We start from the raw sequence: 16,205 nt of genomic DNA, 5'->3' as shown, positions 1-16,205 counted from the left end.
GCCCATATAAAAAAAGGCCGTCTGAAACTTAAAAACAGGTTTCAGACGGCCTTTCCAATCAATCATATCTTTTTAAATTTTCATTCAAACCCATTATAATGACTCCTTATTTCGCCGTTGCAGACCACTCGACGGCATCCGTATTCTGGAAAATTTATGAAGCCGTCTATCTTAGAAAAACTACAACAACTCAGCGACCGACTGGAAGAAGTCACGCATTTGCTCGGACAGCCCGAAGCCACGTCCGATATGGACAACTACCGCAAGCTCACGCGCGAACACGCCGAATTGACGCCCGTGGTCGAAGTATTCCAAAACTATCAGCTGGCGCAAAGCGACTTGGCTGATGCCGAAGAAATGCTGTCCGACCCCGAAATGAAAGACTTTGCCGCCGAAGAAATCGAAGCGGCGAAAGCCAAAATCGACACGCTCGATACCGAACTGCAAAAACTCTTGCTGCCCAAAGATGCCGACGACGACAAAAACATCTTCATCGAAGTGCGCGCCGGTACCGGCGGCGACGAAGCCGCGCTGTTTGCAGGCGATCTGCTGCGTATGTACAGCCGCTACGCCGAGCGCAACCGCTGGCAGGTTGAGATCGTTTCCGCCAACGAAAGCGAATTGGGCGGCTATAAAGAAGTCATCGCCCGCATTATCGGCTTGGGCGCGTACAGCCGTCTGAAATTTGAATCCGGCGGTCACCGCGTACAGCGCGTCCCTGCCACCGAAAGCCAAGGCCGTATCCATACTTCCGCCTGCACCGTCGCCGTCATGCCTGAAGCTGACGAACTCGAAGACATCGAGTTGAACCCCGCCGACCTTCGCATCGATACCTTCCGCGCATCCGGCGCCGGCGGTCAGCACATCAACAAAACCGACTCCGCCGTCCGCATTACCCACCTGCCGACAGGCATGGTGGTCGAATGCCAAGACGGCCGCAGCCAACACGCCAACAAAGCGCAGGCGATGAAAGTCCTCGCCGCCCGCTTAAACGACGCGCAAAAACGCGAAGCCCAAGCCAAAGAAGCCGCCGAACGCAAATCCCTGATCGGCAGCGGCGACCGCAGCGAACGCATCCGCACCTACAACTACCCACAAGGCCGCGTGACCGACCACCGCATCAACCTTACCCTGCACAAACTGGATTTTGTAATGGACGGAGATTTAGAAGAAATCACCAATGCCCTGATTGCCGAGCATCAAGCCGAGCTTTTAGCGGCAATGGGGGATTGATGAATTTAGCCCATTGCGTTTATACTTTTCAGACGGCCTGATAACATATATCAATATGACCGTGAATATATTAAAGAAACTTCAATCCTGAAGTGTTAAAATGCAGCACCAGCTGCGCCCCAGCAACACCCTTCTACAATTAACGAAAGAGAGGACACAAAATGGCAAAAATCCTGATCGCACCGGTATCTACCGGCCTGAGCGCCGATGCAGCGGCAAAAGCATTTGCAGCGGCATTGAATGCGCAAGTTTTCCAAGCCGTTGACTCCACTACAGAAGCCCTGTTGGCTCAAGGCAAGAGCGACGACTGGTTTGACGCACTTGTCGGTAAAGTTGCCGCATTAAACGCAGATAACCTCGTTATCGAAGGCATCACTCCTGATGCGGACAAATTGTTCTTGGCAGGCAAAAACGTCGAATTAGCGCTGTCTTTGGACGCAGGCGTTGTATTGGCGCTGAAATCCGACAACACCGACGCAGCCGCCGTTACCCAACAATTAAACCTCGCCAAACAGCTCTACACCAACTCCCCAGGCTTATTGGAAGGCTTTATCATTGACGGCGCAGCCGCTGCTTTAGGCGCACAAGTTGCCGAGCAAACCGGCCTGACTTTCTTCGGCTCCAGCGACAAACTGCAAGACGTATCCGCTTTGGCCAAACGCGAAGCCAAACGTCTGTCTCCAGCCCAATTCCGTTACAACCTGATCGATTTCGCACGCAAAGCCGATATGCGCATCGTTCTGCCTGAAGGCGCAGAACCACGCACCGTCGCCGCTGCCGCTATCTGTCACGAAAAAGGCATCGCCCGTTGCGTACTGTTGGCGACCCGCGAAGAAGTTGAAGCCGTAGCGAAAGAACGCGGCATCTCCCTGCCTGATTCTTTGGAAATCATCGATCCTGCTTCTTTGGTTGAACAATACGTTGAGCCGATGTGCGAATTGCGCAAATCCAAAGGCCTGACTCCTGAAGATGCACGCAAACAGCTGCAAGATACCGTCGTACTGGGTACCATGATGATGGCTCAAAACGACGTGGATGGTTTGGTTTCCGGTGCAGTCCACACCACTGCCAACACCATCCGCCCTGCCCTGCAACTGATTAAAACCGCTCCTGGTGCAAGCCTCGTATCCAGCGTATTCTTCATGTTGTTGCCTAACCAAGTTTTGGCATTCGGCGACTGCGCGGTTAACCCGAACCCAACGCCTGAACAACTGGCCGACATCGCCATTCAATCTGCTGACAGTGCCAAAGCCTTCGGTATCGATCCCAAAGTGGCCATGATTTCCTACTCCACCATCAACTCAGGCAGCGGCCCTGATGTCGATGCAGTGATCGAAGCCACCAAACTGGCGAAAGAGAAACGCCCTGATTTGGCTATCGAAGGTCCGTTGCAATACGATGCAGCTACCGTTCCATCTATCGGCAAATCCAAAGCTCCGGGTAGCGCTGTTGCCGGTCAAGCAACCGTTTTGGTTTTCCCAGACCTCAATACCGGCAACTGTACTTACAAAGCCGTACAACGCAGCGCCAACGTCCTGAGCGTAGGCCCGTTGTTGCAAGGTTTGCGTAAACCAGTTAACGACTTGTCCCGCGGCGCATTGATTGAAGACATCGTCTTCACCATCGCCCTGACTGCCGTTCAAGCCAAACAAATGCAAGGCTGATTGACAAGCTGATGCTTTGAAATCAAAGGCCGTCTGAAACCGATGTTTCAGACGGCCTTTCGTATCTTTGCGCCAACTATATTATAATTCGCCATTATTTTCTGAAAGACTGCCCCAATGACTGCCTACCAGCAACAACTAGCCGACAAAAAGCAATATCTTCAGCAACTTTTCCAAGGACTGGATTTCCCTGAAATCGAAGTCTTTGAATCTCCGGAACAGCATTACAGGATGCGTGCCGAGTTCCGCATCTGGCATGAAGGCGGCGAAATGTTTTACGCCATGTTTGAACGCGGGCAAAAGGCAAGCGGGGCAAGCCTGATCCGTTGCGACCAATTTCCTGCCGCATCCGAATCCATCAATGCCTTGATGCCGAAACTGATTGAAGCCGCGTCCAATCATCCCGAGCTGAAAAACCGCTGGTACTCCGTCGAATTTTTATCCACTTTAAGCGGCGAAATGCTGGTGACCATGATTTACCACAAGAAGCTGAACGAAGCATGGCAACAAGCCGCGCAAGAGCTGGCGCACAATTTGGGCATTCACATCATCGGCCGCAGCCGCGGACAAAAAATCGTATTGAGCCAAGATTTCGTAACCGAAGCATTGACAGTCAACGGCAAAACTTTCCGCTATCGTCAAATCGAGGGTAGCTTTACCCAACCCAATGCCCAAGTGTGCCAAAAAATGCTGACTTGGGCGTGTGATGCTGCGCAAAACTTAGGCAAAGACATGCTTGAGTTGTACTGCGGCAACGGCAATTTCACCCTGCCGCTTTCACAACATTTCAATCAAGTGTTGGCGACCGAAGTTTCCAAAACTTCCGTCAACGCCGCCCAATGGAATATTGAAGCCAACCAAATTACCAATCTTAAAATCGCCCGCCTGTCTGCTGAAGAATTTACCGAGGCCTACACTCAAAACCGTGAATTCCGCCGCCTGCAAGAACAAGGCATCGACTTAAAAAACTATGATTTTTCAACTATTTTTGTCGATCCTCCTCGCGCCGGCGTTGATGATGAGACGCTCAAATTGATAGCCCGATTCGACAACGTCCTCTATATTTCCTGCAACCCTGAAACCCTGCGCGCCAACCTCGACACACTCTGTCAAACCCATACCATCGAACGCGCCGCCCTGTTCGACCAATTCCCATTTACCCACCATATCGAAAGCGGTGTTTGGTTGAAGAAAAAATAAAACCATACAAAAAGGCCGTCTGAATGTTCAGACGGCCTTTATAATCAGCGACATATTAAGCGATTTTCAAATCAATCCGCTTCCAAAACCACTTTCATGGCTTGGTTTTCAGCAGCGTGTTTGAATACATCGTAAGCTTTTTCCAATTCGCTGAATTTGAAATGGTGGGTCATCATTTTGGTGTAATCCACTGAGCTGCTGGAAATGGCTTTCATCAGCATTTCGGTGGTATTGGCGTTAACCAGGCCCGTTGTGATGGCAAGGTTTTTAATCCACAGTTTTTCCAGTTTAAAATCAACGGATTGACCATGTACGCCAACTACAGCAATATGACCGCCGGGTTTCACGATGTCTTGGCACATATTCCAAGTTGCAGGGATACCGACCGCTTCGATGGCGCAATCTACGCCGTCTTCGCCGACGATAGCGGCAACTTGCTTGCTTACATCGCCGGAAGCAGGGTTGATGGTATGGGTCGCGCCCAATTCTTTCGCCAGTTTCAAACGGTTTTCATCCATATCGCAAACGATGATGGCGGCAGGACTATACAGTTGGGCGGTCAGCAACGCAGACATACCGACAGGGCCGGCACCTGCAATGAATACGGTATCGCCAGGTTTCACATCGCCATATTGCACGCCGATTTCGTGGGCGGTAGGCAAGGCATCGCTCAACAGCAGGGCAACTTCTTCGTTGACGTTGTCAGGCAGCGGAACCAAGCTATTGTCGGCATAAGGCGTACGGACGTATTCGGCCTGAGTACCGTCAATCATATAGCCCAAGATCCAACCGCCGTTGCGGCAGTGTGAATAAAGTTGGATTTTACAGTTGTCGCAAGTACAGCATTTGCTGACACATGAAATAATGACTTTATCACCGACTTTGATGTTTTTTACAGCATCGCCGACTTCTTCTACAATACCGATGCCCTCATGACCGAGGATACGACCATCGGCAACTTCAGGGTTTTTACCCTTCCAGATACCCAAGTCAGTACCGCAAATCGTGGTTTTAACGATTTTGACGACTGCATCGGTCGGATCGATAATTTGAGGGCGGGGTTTTTCTTCGAAACGAATGTCGTTTGCGCCATGATAAACCATTGCTTTCATGTGAATCTCCTTGAGCGGTTAATAAACTTTAACAATACAGCGTAAATCCACGTTAACTATATTTATATATCCCTCCACCAGATAAGTCAATCCTGATTATTATTTTGTATGTTATAGTGTAACATACTGTTTTAAAAATAAATAATTAAAAAGTAAATATTAATGAACACACCCACATCCTTCGCGCGACGACTCATCGATTGGCAACGGCATCATGGCCGTCACGACTTGCCTTGGCAGGTCAAAGACCCTTATTCCGTCTGGCTTTCAGAAATCATGCTCCAACAAACGCAGGTTGCTACCGTATTGGACTACTATCCGCGTTTCTTAGCCAAATTCCCAACCGTGCAATCGCTTGCCGCCGCACCGCAAGACGAGGTTTTATCCTTGTGGGCAGGCTTGGGCTATTACAGCCGCGCACGCAACCTGCACAAAGCCGCGCAACAAGTTGTCGGACAATTCTGCGGTGTCTTTCCATCCGAGCGCAAAGACTTGGAAACGCTCTGCGGCGTAGGCAGAAGCACCGCCGCTGCCATTTCTGCCTTTGCTTTCAACCGACGAGAAACCATCTTGGACGGAAACGTCAAACGCGTTCTCTGCCGTGTTTTTGCCCAAGACGGCAATCCGCAAGACAAAAAATTTGAAAACTCGCTCTGGTCGCTCGCCGAAAGCCTGCTGCCGTCTGAAAACGCCGATATGCCTGCCTACACGCAAGGCTTGATGGACTTGGGCGCAACCGTCTGCAAACGGACAAAACCTTTGTGCCATCAATGCCCTATGGCAGACATCTGCGAAGCAAGAAAACAAAACCGCATTGACGAACTGCCCCGCAAAAAAACTGCTCCCGAAGTGCAAACCCTACCGCTTTATTGGCTGATTATTCATCACTCTGACGGCGCATTATTGCTTGAAAAACGCCCTGCCAAAGGCATTTGGGGCGGTCTGTATTGTGTACCCTGTTTTGAAAAATTAGACGATTTGTATGCTTACGCCGAACGCTTCGGCATTATTTCAGACGGTCTTGAAGAACAAACCACGTTTACCCACCGCCTGACCCACCGCTTATTGATGATTACCCCTTTTCAGACGCAACAAAGGCCGTCTGAACATCTTTCAGACGGCCTTTGGGTATCAGCGGAACATTTGGCAGATTATGGTTTGCCCAAACCTTTAATCAAATTTTTGGCTAAAGGCTAAACCGCCCTATTCCACAATCTCTTTAAATACAACTTCTTTCCCACCGCGAATCAATACGGCAAAACTATCACCAATCTGCCAACGCGAGCTTGGATTGGCGTACTCGACACCCTGACTGCGCAAGCGGACTTGCACCAGTTTCTCAACCGTATTGCCTTCACGCAGCTCAACCATCATCGGGCTGTGGCTGTTGATATAAATTGCAGTAATCGTCCGACCTTGTGCGGATTGATAACGGACAGAATACGTCTGCGCCTGTGCAATGACCGGTAACGGCGCATCAGGGCGCACGGCCTTATACGAGCCGCACGCAGCGCACAAACCCACGCACAAAGCGCAGATGATTTTGTTCAACATAGGCATAGATTAGTAATGATGATGCGGAATCTCGCCATCAAGACGGTAATAAGTGCCGCAATATGGGCATTCAATCTCACTGTTGGACTGAATCGGCAGGAACACACGCGGATGGCCGTTCCATGTTTCATGATTAGGGCCAGAGCAATGCAGCGGCAAATCCTGTGGCTTGATGACTACAACGTTTTTTTCAGACTGTGTACTCATGGTTTGGTTCCTCACTATGTTTTCTTATCTTCCGATATTGTAAAGCAAAACGGCCGCTAGGTTCAGACTGAAAACATTATATAATCACTTTTTTCAGACGGCCTTTGATGATTATGACCACCCTGCTCCGCCTTCAAGATTTCGATACTTCCGATTCTGCTTCATTTCTTTATACACTCAGCGCAACCTATTTGGATCACACCGAACAGGCAGGCGACGAGGAAATGTCCGGCCTCAATGACGAACAGCATACATTGACAGCCCTTTGCTATCTCGATAGCCAGGTTCAAGAAGGCGGCTTTGTACAGCTTATCGCTTCAGGATACGGAGAATACATCTTCGGCAATCCGGTTGCCGACAGCCTACGCCGCTGGCGCATCAAACCGATACCGAAAATCTTAGACAAAGCCAAAGCCCTGTACAAAAAACACGGCGAAGCCATTGAAAAAATGGCAGACGAGCAAAGGGATTTCGACGAAATCCGCAAAGCTTTTCCCGATTTTGAAGAGCTTGACGGCGATTATTATGACGTTGCCGACGAAGACTTGGAAACCGCAGCAGCCTACGTTCAGGCAAATTGGGATAAATTTGCCAAACTGTCAGACTGAAATCATAAAACTTTGCCGGTTTGAATCATCTGTTCAAACCGGCAAAATTATCAATACGTCAAATTAACGTTTGTTTTTCTGATAAATCGGCATCACTTCAGGCAACATCTTGCGGATTGCATTGATACGCGCCTGATTGGTCGGGTGAGTCGACAAAATAGACAACGAGCTGCCGCCCTGTACTTTGTTCATTTTTTCCCACACGCTTACCGCAGCCTCAGGATTGTAGCCTGCTTCAGCCATTAAACGTACACCGCCGGCATCCGCTTCGCTTTCCTGATGGCGTGAGAACGGTTTGGTTGCCAACAAATCTGCACCCAAGCCGACCAAATCACCATCCACACCGGTTGAGCTGGCCAAAATCGAACCGCCCAAGCCGGTCAATACTTGTCCGCCCAAAGCTTTTTTACTGTGTTCCAACAAAGCATGGGTCATTTCATGGCCGACAACGGCGGCAATTTCATCATCCGTCAGCTTCAATTTTTCTACTATGCCGGTGTACACGGCCATTTTACCGCCCGGCATTGCCCATGCATTCATTTCATCACTGCGGATAACATTCATCTGCCAGTTGAAAGGCACGCCGGTTTTGTTGGCGCGCTCAGCATGAGGACGCAGACGTGCAAACACGCGTTGAACGCGTTGAGCGGTTGGAGATGAAACATCCAAAGCTTTTTGACCGCGCGCTTTCTGAATGACTTGTGTGTAACTTTTAGCCGCGTCTTCATTTAAAGTCGCGGTATCGTAGCCAACCATATCTGCTACAGAAGTACAGCCGGTCAACGCCAAAATCACGCCCATGCCGGCCCAATATTTTTTATTCAGTTTTTTCAACATGTTTTCTCTCTGTGTTTTTAAGTTAATGTAACGACATTGTACCCAAATTTAATACTCTTTACACAAAAGGCCGTCTGAACGGTTTCAGACGGCCTTTAAGCGTAATATTTAAGAGCGGCGCTGCAACATCCAAGACTCAATCTTACGCGCATCGTTCACGCGGGTTGTGGAAGACGGAGAGTTGAGCAACACAATGGTAATCGGCTGATTCTGTACATTGGCCTTAACCACCATAGAACGTCCTGCCTCGCGGATATAGCCTGTTTTCTGCAATTCAATATTCCAGCTGCCCTCACGCACCAAGGCATTGGAGTTTTTGTAGTTTTGACGACCGTTTGCCGTCCAAACCGAGCCGTAATTTGAAGTAGAATTTTTGCGGATCAGCGGATATTTGCTGGCTGCCGCAACCATGCGGTTCAAATCACGCGCAGTTGAAACGTTTTGGAAATTCAAACCGGTGGGCTCATAGAAACGGCTGCTGCTCATACCCAGGCTTTGCGCTTTGGCATTCATTGCCGCAACAAACGCACTCATACCGCCCGGATAGGTACGACCCAATGCATGGGTAGCACGGTTTTCACTGCTCATCAGGCTCAGGTGCAACAGTTCGCCGCGTGTCAGCGTCGTGCCGATGCTCAAACGGCTGCCCGTACCTTTCAAACGGTCGATTTCAGCCTCGGTAATCGTAATAGGCTCGTTCATATCCAGATGCGCATCCAAAACCACCATCGCGCTCATCAATTTGGAAATAGAGGCAATCGGCATGACACGATCAGGGTTTTTCTGATACAGCACTTCACCAGTTTTATTATTGAAAATCAAAGCAGATTGCGAAGAAAGCAGAGGACCGGCCAAAGCAGCCTGAGCTTCGACTTGGTCGGCATGGCTCAACGCAAAAGCTTCCATCGGGTCATTTTGAACTGGGAAATTTTGCTCCAAAAATTGTCCCAATACATCCATATCATCGGCAACGGCAGGCGCAGAAGCAAAGGCCAATGCCACACCTGTCCATACCATTCCTAAAGTTTTATAGAATTTCATATCTGCCAATTCAAAAAAATACATTTAATTCAACATTCTGTTAAATTTTTCGGCAATTGTAAAGCGAGTTGAGAAAACTTTGCGTTTGTTTGCGAGATATTCAAATCCCACGCCCTCATCTGTTTCTCAGACAATACGGCGCGATACCTGCTCTGATTTGAAAAAACACAAGATAGTCATTATACTTAGGCTCCTTTGTCAGAGGCATTCCCTCAATCCGGCAATACGCCCGAAATATCTGTTTCCCCTTTACAACACAGCCTCCATACAACCATACGAAGAAATTATTATGTCTGAAGAAAAACGCACCTGTTCATTCTGCGGAAAGTCTGAAAACGACGTTAAAAATCTGATTGAAGGCGAACACGCCTTCATCTGCAACGAATGCGTGGAAACTTGCGGCCTGATGCTGCAAGACAACGAGTCCGGCGAGATTGAAAACGAATTTGCCAAAGCAAAAGAAGAAAACGCCGAGAAAAAACTGCCTACCCCTGCCGAAATCGTGGCCAACCTCAACGACCACGTTATCGGCCAGGAACATGCAAAAAAAGCATTGGCAGTATCGGTTTACAACCACTACAAACGCCTGCGCCACCCGAAAGCAGAGGGCAAAGTCGAATTGTCCAAATCCAACATCCTGCTTATCGGTCCGACCGGCTCAGGTAAAACCCTGTTGGCGCAATCTTTGGCGCGCAAACTGGATGTCCCTTTTGTCATGGCAGATGCCACAACTTTGACCGAAGCCGGTTATGTCGGTGAAGACGTCGAACAAATCATCACCAAACTTTTGGGCAAATGTGATTTTGACGTTGAAAAAGCCCAGCGCGGCATCGTCTATATCGATGAAATCGATAAAATCTCACGCAAAAGCGACAATCCGTCCATCACGCGCGACGTATCCGGCGAAGGTGTGCAACAAGCCTTGCTGAAACTGATTGAAGGCACTGTAGCCAGCGTTCCTCCTCAAGGCGGACGCAAACATCCGAACCAAGAATTCATCAATGTTGATACCACCAACATCCTCTTTATCTGCGGCGGCGCGTTTGCCGGCTTGGAAAAAGTTATCCGCCAACGTACTGAAAAAGGCGGTATCGGCTTTGGTGCGGCGGTGCACAGCAAAGATGAAAACGCCGATATTTCAGCCCTGTTTGAAACCGTCGAGCCTGAAGACTTGATTAAATTCGGTTTGATTCCCGAGTTGATCGGCCGTCTGCCCGTGATTGCCACATTAGCGGAATTGGACGAAGACGCTTTGGTCAATATCTTGACCGAACCGAAAAATGCTTTGGTCAAACAATATCAAACCTTGTTTGAAATGGAAGATGTCGACCTTGAGTTTGAAGAAGACGCTTTGCGCAGCATCGCCAAACTGGCAATGGAACGCAAAACCGGTGCGCGCGGTCTGCGCTCTATCGTCGAACGCTGCCTCTTGGACACCATGTATGCCCTGCCTGATTTGAAAGACGTAGCCAAAGTCGTCATCAATAAAGAGGTCGTGGAAAAAGGCGAACAGCCAAAACTTTTCCGCAAAGACGGCAGCGAATACAAACAGTGAAACTGATTCTTTGAAAAAGACGTGTAACCGTACACGTCTTTTTTTGAATTAAACCATATTGCCGAACAATTCCATATACGAAACAAAGGCCGTCTGAAACATATTCAGACGGCCTTTGTCTTCAAGTTGCTCTACAGCCTGCTTTCATCCGGAGTATTGATGAACGAGACTGCCTTGAATTTTATGAAGCTTATTTTTTTGCTTTCTTAACAGCTGCTTTTTTAGCAGGAACAGCAGTTTCAGAATCAGCTACAGGCTCGCAGCAGGATCGGAAGCAACTGATTCAGCTGTACGTTGATAGCCTTTGCCTTTCATGCAAGCATCAAATACAGCACGATCAGCATTTTCACCAGATGCTTGTTGACATTGAGTCATCGCTTCTTCAACAGTGATGCGTGGCGCTGCCGCTTCTTCAGGTTTGGAAGAAGAACAAGCTGCCAACATCAGGCTACCGGTGGCAAGAGCGATTAATAAAGTTTTCATAATTATATATTCCTAAATTTTGATTTTATGGTTTACCGTTAAACGGGAGATACAGGCTACAAAACAAGCTCTGTACCTCAATATTGAGTACATGAGTGCAATTTAGTTTCATTTCAACCTGTAAGTTTTTGATAAATTAATTCTATTGAAGTTAAGACAAATGCTTAATCCTCAATAAACTCAAAATCTTGCAGACCAGTCATTTTTTCTGTTTTTTTCACTGTAAAAATATCAAAACGTGGCTGTTCCTAATCGCAACCATCATTTGGGGAGTCCCTCTTTTTATGGCATAATGGACTACTTGACGGATTGTTCCGCTCCCCATTTTTTTCAAACCGCAGAATCAAAATCATACTGCGGTTTGTCCATTTCAGAATCAGATTTTTCAGACGGCCTCATTATTCAAAAGGCCGTCTGAACAGAAAGCCACCATCATGAATCCTTTCTCTTCACTCGGTTTAGGCAGCGAATTGGTCTCTGCCCTGACCGATCAAGGGTATGAAAACCCGACGCCTATCCAAGCCGCAGCAATTCCTAAAGCCTTGGCAGGACACGATCTTTTGGCCGCAGCACAAACCGGCACAGGTAAAACCGCCGCCTTTATGCTGCCCAGCCTCGAACGCCTGAAACGCTACGCTACATCCAGCACCTCCCCTGCCATGCACCCTGTCCGCATGTTGGTATTGACCCCGACCCGCGAACTGGCCGATCAAATCGATCAAAACGTCCAGGCATACATTAAAAATCTTCCTTTGCGCCATACCGTCCTCTTCGGCGGCATCAATATGGACAAACAAACTACCGACTTGCGCGCCGGTTGTGAAATCGTTGTTGCCACGGTTGGCCGACTGCTCGACCACGTTAAACAAAAAAATATCAATTTAAACAAAGTTGAAATCGTTGTACTCGATGAAGCCGACCGTATGCTTGATATGGGTTTCATCGACGATATTCGTAAAATCATGCAGATGCTGCCCAAACAGCGGCAAACCCTGCTTTTCTCCGCCACTTTCTCACCGCCTATCCGCAAGCTTGCGCAAGATTTTATGCACACGCCCGAAATGGTTGAAGTGGCTGCGCAAAATACCACCAACGCCAATGTCGAGCAACACATCATTGCCGTTGACGCACTCAAAAAACGCAACCTGCTCGAACGTCTGATTGTTGATTTGCATATGAATCAAGTCATTGTATTCTGCAAAACCAAACAAAGCGTCGATCAAGTTACCCGCGACCTCGTCCGCCGCAACATTGCCGCGCAATCCATCCACGGCGACAAATCCCAACAAAGCCGACTGGAAACCCTCAACGCCTTTAAAGAAGGTACATTACGCGTTTTGGTTGCCACCGACGTTGCAGCGCGCGGCCTGGATATTGCCGAGTTGCCTTTCGTCATCAACTACGAGCTGCCAACCCAACCTGAAGACTACGTCCACCGCATCGGACGTACCGGCCGGGCCGGTGCCGACGGCGTTGCCATTTCCTTGATGGATAAAACCGAACAGAAAATGTTTGAATCCATTAAAGAGCTGATCGGCAGCGATTTGAATGTGGAACGCATCGAAGGCTTCGAGCCGTATTGGTGGGGCACCGACAATCAAGATGAAGCCGAAGCGCAACCAGTTCAGCACAACGACAGCCGCTCTCGCCGCGAAGATAGAAACAAACGCAGCGAATACGCGAATAAATCAGACAAAAACTCGAAAAAAGCAGAAGAGAAAAACGATCCGGGTATTGTCTGCGGTAAAATTGCCGGCAGAACACGCCGCAGCCGTCACGAGCGTCAGCCTTGCGCCCTGCTCCAACCTGGTTTTGGCGTAAAGTAAACAACGCTGATTAATCGGTTTTCTGATTATTTATCCTAACAAAGGCCGTCTGAAACTTATCTTTCAGACGGCCTTTTATTAAACTAAAAATAAAGGACGTGATGAACATGTCCTTTATTTTTCCGTTTCAGACGGCCTTTATTATTTAAGGCCGTCTGAAAATCGGTTTACCTTGTTACATTAAACATTCACGGTTTCGGCTACTTCGTTGTAGCTGTCGATTTCGTTGAAGTTCATGTAACGGTAGATTTGGTCGCCCTGCTCGTTGATGATACCGATATTCGCTTGGTATTCTTCAACTGTCGGGATTTTACCCAGTTTAGAGCAGATTGCCGCCAACTCAGCCGAGCCGAGGTAAACAAAGGTGTTTTTACCCAAACGGTTCGGGAAGTTACGGGTAGAAGTAGACATTACAGTCGCGCCTTCATGTACTTGTGCTTGGTTACCCATACACAATGAGCAACCCGGCATTTCCATACGCGCGCCTGCACGGCCGAGTACGCCGTAGTGGCCTTCGTCAGACAACTCTTTCGCATCCATTTTGGTTGGAGGCGCCATCCACAGACGCACCGGGATGTCGGTTTTACCTTCCAAGAGTTTGGAAGCTGCGCGGAAGTGGCCGATGTTGGTCATGCACGAACCGATGAACACTTCGTCGATTTTGGTGCCGGAGCGTTCAGACATGAAGCACACGTCGTCAGGGTCGTTCGGGCAGGCAATAATCGGCTCTTTAATGTCGTCCATGTTGATTTCAATCACGGCGGCGTATTCGGCATCTTTATCCGCTTCGAGCAGCTCCGGATTTGCCAACCATGCTTCCATGGCTTTGATACGGCGTTCCAAAGTGCGCGGATCTTGATAGCCGTTGGCAATCATGTTTTTCATCAACACAATGTTGGATTTCATGTACTCGATAATCGGCTCTTTATTGAGCTTCACAGTACAGCCTGCAGCGGAGCGTTCAGCAGACGCGTCAGTTAATTCAAAGGCTTGTTCCACTTTCAAATCAGGCAGGCCTTCGATTTCGAGGATGCGGCCGGAGAAGATATTTTTCTTACCGGCTTTGGCAACAGTCAGCAAACCTTGTTTAATCGCGTACAGCGGAATGGCGTTCACCAAGTCACGCAGGGTTACGCCCGGTTGCAGTTTGCCGCTGAAACGTACCAATACAGACTCAGGCATATCGAGCGGCATTACACCAGTAGCTGCTGCGAAAGCAACCAAGCCGGAGCCGGCAGGGAAAGAAATACCGATAGGGAAACGGGTGTGGCTGTCGCCACCGGTACCAACTGTATCAGGCAACAACAGACGGTTGAGCCATGAGTGAATCACGCCGTCACCCGGACGCAGGGATACACCGCCACGGGTAGAGATGAAGGCAGGCAATTCTTTATGGGTTCTCACATCGACAGGTTTTGGATAAGCGGCGGTGTGACAGAAAGACTGCATTACCATATCTGCTGAGAAGCCCAAGCAAGCCAAGTCTTTCAATTCATCGCGAGTCATCGGACCGGTAGTATCTTGCGAGCCGACAGTAGTCATACGTGGTTCGCAGTAAGTACCTGGGCGCACGCCTTTGCCTTCTGACAAACCGCAGGCGCGACCAACCATTTTTTGGGCTAAGGTAAAACCGGCTTTGCTTTCGGCAGGTGCTTGAGGCAGACGGAACTCGGTAGAAGCAGGCAGTTTCAGGGCTTCGCGCGCTTTGGCAGTCAGGCCGCGACCGATAATTAGGTTGATACGGCCACCGGCTTGTACTTCATCCAGCAATACTTGTGATTTCAATTCAAAATCGGCAACAGTTTCGCCGTTTTTCACGATCTTGCCTTCATAAGGCAGGATATCGACGACATCACCCATTTTCAGCGCGGAAACATCGACTTCAATCGGCAGTGCGCCGGAGTCTTCTTGAGTATTGAAGAAAATAGGAGCAATTTTGCCACCCAGGCATACGCCACCGAAACGTTTGTTCGGCACGAACGGAATATCTTCGCCTGTATGCCAAATCACGGAGTTGGTAGCAGATTTACGTGAAGAACCAGTACCGACCACGTCGCCAACGTAAGCAACCGGATGGCCTTTGGCTTTGAGTTCTTCCAACAATTTAATCGGACCGACTTCGCCAGGTTTGTCAGGATTGATGCCATCGCGCGGGTTTTTCAACATCGCCAGCGCGTGCAGAGGGATATCAGGACGGCTCCATGCGTCAGGTGCAGGAGAGAGGTCGTCTGTATTGGTTTCGCCGTCGACTTTGAAGACGGTAACAGTGATTTTTTCTGGAACTTTGGCGCGAGAAGTGAACCATTCGGCATCTGCCCAAGATTGCAATACTTCTTGCGCGTATTTATTGCCTTTTTCGGCTTTTTCTTGAACATCGTGGAAAGAGTCAAACATCAACAGAGTGTGTTTCAGACCATTTGCAGCGATAGGTGCAAGTTTGTCGTTGTCCAAGAGTTCGATGAGTGCATGAATGTTGTAACCGCCAAGCATGGTACCCAACAGCTCGGTAGCATACTCAGGGGAAATCAGCGGACTGGATGCGCTGCCTTCGGCAACGGCAGCCAAAAATGAGGCTTTAACTTTGGCAGCATCGTCCACGCCGGGTGGTACGCGGTGAGCCAACAGCTCAACCAAGAATTCACCTTCACCGGCAGGTGGATTTTTCAGCAGCTCAACCAAATCAGCAGTCTGCTGAGCAGTCAGAGGAAGGGCGGGAATACCAAGGGCGGCGCGCTCGGCGGCGGCTTTACGATAGGCTTCTAACATCTCTTTGTTCCTTTTTCTGTTTTTTCTTCTGGGCAGTTGCAAATGATTTGCAATTAAGGATTGTGAACAATCCTTTTGACCATCATAGACCAGTTTTCAAAAAATGGGAACAGTTATGT

14 protein-coding genes are annotated in these 16,205 nt (G+C 48.9%); 7 read left to right on the top strand and 7 right to left on the bottom strand.

The features are described 5' to 3' along the window. Nucleotides 1-156 precede the first annotated feature (156 nt). From prfA to trmA, 3 genes are all read left to right on the top strand, one after another. Entirely contained in the window at nt 157-1,233 is a 1,077-nt protein-coding gene (gene prfA / locus HMPREF2675_RS05805) for a peptide chain release factor 1 (protein ID WP_003745798.1), read from the top strand. 161 nt (nt 1,234-1,394) lie between these two features. After that, the gene (gene pta / locus HMPREF2675_RS05800; RefSeq protein ID WP_070814368.1) at nt 1,395-2,897 is read left to right on the top strand and encodes a phosphate acetyltransferase; all 1,503 of its coding nucleotides are present in this window, start codon (nt 1,395-1,397) and stop codon (nt 2,895-2,897) included. Nucleotides 2,898-3,014: 117 nt separating this feature from the next. Next, nucleotides 3,015-4,097, top strand: a complete 1,083-nt coding sequence (trmA, locus tag HMPREF2675_RS05795) for a tRNA (uridine(54)-C5)-methyltransferase TrmA (RefSeq protein WP_070814367.1) — start codon at nt 3,015-3,017, stop codon at nt 4,095-4,097. A 71-nt stretch (nt 4,098-4,168) separates the two neighbouring features. Here trmA and HMPREF2675_RS05790 read toward each other — a convergent pair whose 3' ends face one another. Further along, entirely contained in the window at nt 4,169-5,209 is a 1,041-nt protein-coding gene (locus HMPREF2675_RS05790) for a zinc-dependent alcohol dehydrogenase family protein (protein ID WP_049335428.1), read from the bottom strand. Nucleotides 5,210-5,371: 162 nt separating this feature from the next. On the opposite strand from HMPREF2675_RS05790, the gene mutY reads away from it, so the two are divergent. Continuing rightward, the gene (gene mutY, locus HMPREF2675_RS05785; RefSeq protein ID WP_070814366.1) at nt 5,372-6,406 is read left to right on the top strand and encodes an A/G-specific adenine glycosylase; all 1,035 of its coding nucleotides are present in this window, start codon (nt 5,372-5,374) and stop codon (nt 6,404-6,406) included. A gap of 6 nt (nt 6,407-6,412) precedes the next feature. Here the strand turns inward: mutY and HMPREF2675_RS05780 are convergent, their stop codons facing one another. Both HMPREF2675_RS05780 and HMPREF2675_RS10970 read right to left on the bottom strand, forming a co-directional pair. Then, entirely contained in the window at nt 6,413-6,769 is a 357-nt protein-coding gene (locus tag HMPREF2675_RS05780; protein ID WP_070814365.1) for a hypothetical protein, read from the bottom strand. 3 nt (nt 6,770-6,772) lie between these two features. Continuing rightward, a complete protein-coding gene (locus HMPREF2675_RS10970) occupies nt 6,773-6,970 on the bottom strand; it encodes a zinc-finger domain-containing protein (protein WP_003745781.1) in 198 nt (65 codons plus the stop codon). Nucleotides 6,971-7,083: 113 nt separating this feature from the next. On the opposite strand from HMPREF2675_RS10970, the gene HMPREF2675_RS05770 reads away from it, so the two are divergent. Then, nucleotides 7,084-7,578, top strand: coding sequence for a DMP19 family protein (locus HMPREF2675_RS05770; protein ID WP_070814487.1), 495 nt, complete (start codon nt 7,084-7,086; stop codon nt 7,576-7,578). 63 nt (nt 7,579-7,641) lie between these two features. On the opposite strand, the gene HMPREF2675_RS05765 is transcribed toward HMPREF2675_RS05770, so the two are convergent. Together HMPREF2675_RS05765 and HMPREF2675_RS05760 are read right to left on the bottom strand one after the other, a co-directional pair. Continuing rightward, on the bottom strand, nt 7,642-8,415 hold the full coding sequence (locus HMPREF2675_RS05765) for a M48 family metallopeptidase (protein WP_070814363.1): 774 nt from the start codon (nt 8,413-8,415) through the stop codon (nt 7,642-7,644). A 108-nt stretch (nt 8,416-8,523) separates the two neighbouring features. Next, the gene (locus HMPREF2675_RS05760; protein ID WP_210399849.1) at nt 8,524-9,456 is read right to left on the bottom strand and encodes a serine hydrolase; all 933 of its coding nucleotides are present in this window, start codon (nt 9,454-9,456) and stop codon (nt 8,524-8,526) included. Nucleotides 9,457-9,745: 289 nt separating this feature from the next. Here HMPREF2675_RS05760 and clpX point away from each other — a divergent pair, with 289 nt between their 5' ends. Continuing rightward, nucleotides 9,746-11,011 carry an ATP-dependent Clp protease ATP-binding subunit ClpX gene (gene clpX / locus HMPREF2675_RS05755; protein ID WP_070814361.1) on the top strand — a complete coding sequence of 422 codons (1,266 nt, stop codon included), beginning with the start codon at nt 9,746-9,748 and terminating at the stop codon, nt 11,009-11,011. Between the two features lie 249 nt (nt 11,012-11,260). On the opposite strand, the gene HMPREF2675_RS05750 is transcribed toward clpX, so the two are convergent. Beyond that, nucleotides 11,261-11,494 (bottom strand): hypothetical protein, encoded by a 234-nt coding sequence (locus tag HMPREF2675_RS05750; protein WP_070814360.1) that lies wholly within the window; start codon nt 11,492-11,494, stop codon nt 11,261-11,263. A gap of 431 nt (nt 11,495-11,925) precedes the next feature. Between HMPREF2675_RS05750 and HMPREF2675_RS05745 the strand changes: the two genes are divergently transcribed. Continuing rightward, entirely contained in the window at nt 11,926-13,320 is a 1,395-nt protein-coding gene (locus HMPREF2675_RS05745; RefSeq protein ID WP_141759959.1) for a DEAD/DEAH box helicase, read from the top strand. Between the two features lie 180 nt (nt 13,321-13,500). On the opposite strand, the gene acnB is transcribed toward HMPREF2675_RS05745, so the two are convergent. Beyond that, nucleotides 13,501-16,086, bottom strand: coding sequence for a bifunctional aconitate hydratase 2/2-methylisocitrate dehydratase (gene acnB, locus HMPREF2675_RS05740; RefSeq protein WP_070814358.1), 2,586 nt, complete (start codon nt 16,084-16,086; stop codon nt 13,501-13,503). Nucleotides 16,087-16,205: the final 119 nt, after the last annotated feature.

Source organism: Neisseria sp. HMSC061H08 (assembly GCF_001836795.1).
GTDB classification, from domain to species: domain Bacteria; phylum Pseudomonadota; class Gammaproteobacteria; order Burkholderiales; family Neisseriaceae; genus Neisseria; species Neisseria subflava_A.
The sequence above is the reverse complement of the archived record's forward strand: the minus strand, read 5'-3'. Positions and strand labels throughout refer to the sequence as shown.

What these genes read in the sequence shown, in the direction of transcription:
- HMPREF2675_RS05770 (WP_070814487.1), top strand. Translation starts at nt 7,084, where the DNA reads ATGACCACCCTGCTCCGCCTTCAAGATTTCGATACTTCCGATTCTGCT.
- mutY (WP_070814366.1), top strand. Translation starts at nt 5,372, where the DNA reads ATGAACACACCCACATCCTTCGCGCGACGACTCATCGATTGGCAACGG.
- trmA (WP_070814367.1), top strand. Translation starts at nt 3,015, where the DNA reads ATGACTGCCTACCAGCAACAACTAGCCGACAAAAAGCAATATCTTCAG.
- HMPREF2675_RS05790 (WP_049335428.1), bottom strand. Translation starts at nt 5,209, where the DNA reads ATGAAAGCAATGGTTTATCATGGCGCAAACGACATTCGTTTCGAAGAA.
- acnB (WP_070814358.1), bottom strand. Translation starts at nt 16,086, where the DNA reads ATGTTAGAAGCCTATCGTAAAGCCGCCGCCGAGCGCGCCGCCCTTGGT.
- HMPREF2675_RS05750 (WP_070814360.1), bottom strand. Translation starts at nt 11,494, where the DNA reads ATGAAAACTTTATTAATCGCTCTTGCCACCGGTAGCCTGATGTTGGCA.
- HMPREF2675_RS05765 (WP_070814363.1), bottom strand. Translation starts at nt 8,415, where the DNA reads ATGTTGAAAAAACTGAATAAAAAATATTGGGCCGGCATGGGCGTGATT.
- pta (WP_070814368.1), top strand. Translation starts at nt 1,395, where the DNA reads ATGGCAAAAATCCTGATCGCACCGGTATCTACCGGCCTGAGCGCCGAT.
- clpX (WP_070814361.1), top strand. Translation starts at nt 9,746, where the DNA reads ATGTCTGAAGAAAAACGCACCTGTTCATTCTGCGGAAAGTCTGAAAAC.
- HMPREF2675_RS05760 (WP_210399849.1), bottom strand. Translation starts at nt 9,456, where the DNA reads ATGAAATTCTATAAAACTTTAGGAATGGTATGGACAGGTGTGGCATTG.
- HMPREF2675_RS05780 (WP_070814365.1), bottom strand. Translation starts at nt 6,769, where the DNA reads ATGCCTATGTTGAACAAAATCATCTGCGCTTTGTGCGTGGGTTTGTGC.
- prfA (WP_003745798.1), top strand. Translation starts at nt 157, where the DNA reads ATGAAGCCGTCTATCTTAGAAAAACTACAACAACTCAGCGACCGACTG.
- HMPREF2675_RS10970 (WP_003745781.1), bottom strand. Translation starts at nt 6,970, where the DNA reads ATGAGTACACAGTCTGAAAAAAACGTTGTAGTCATCAAGCCACAGGAT.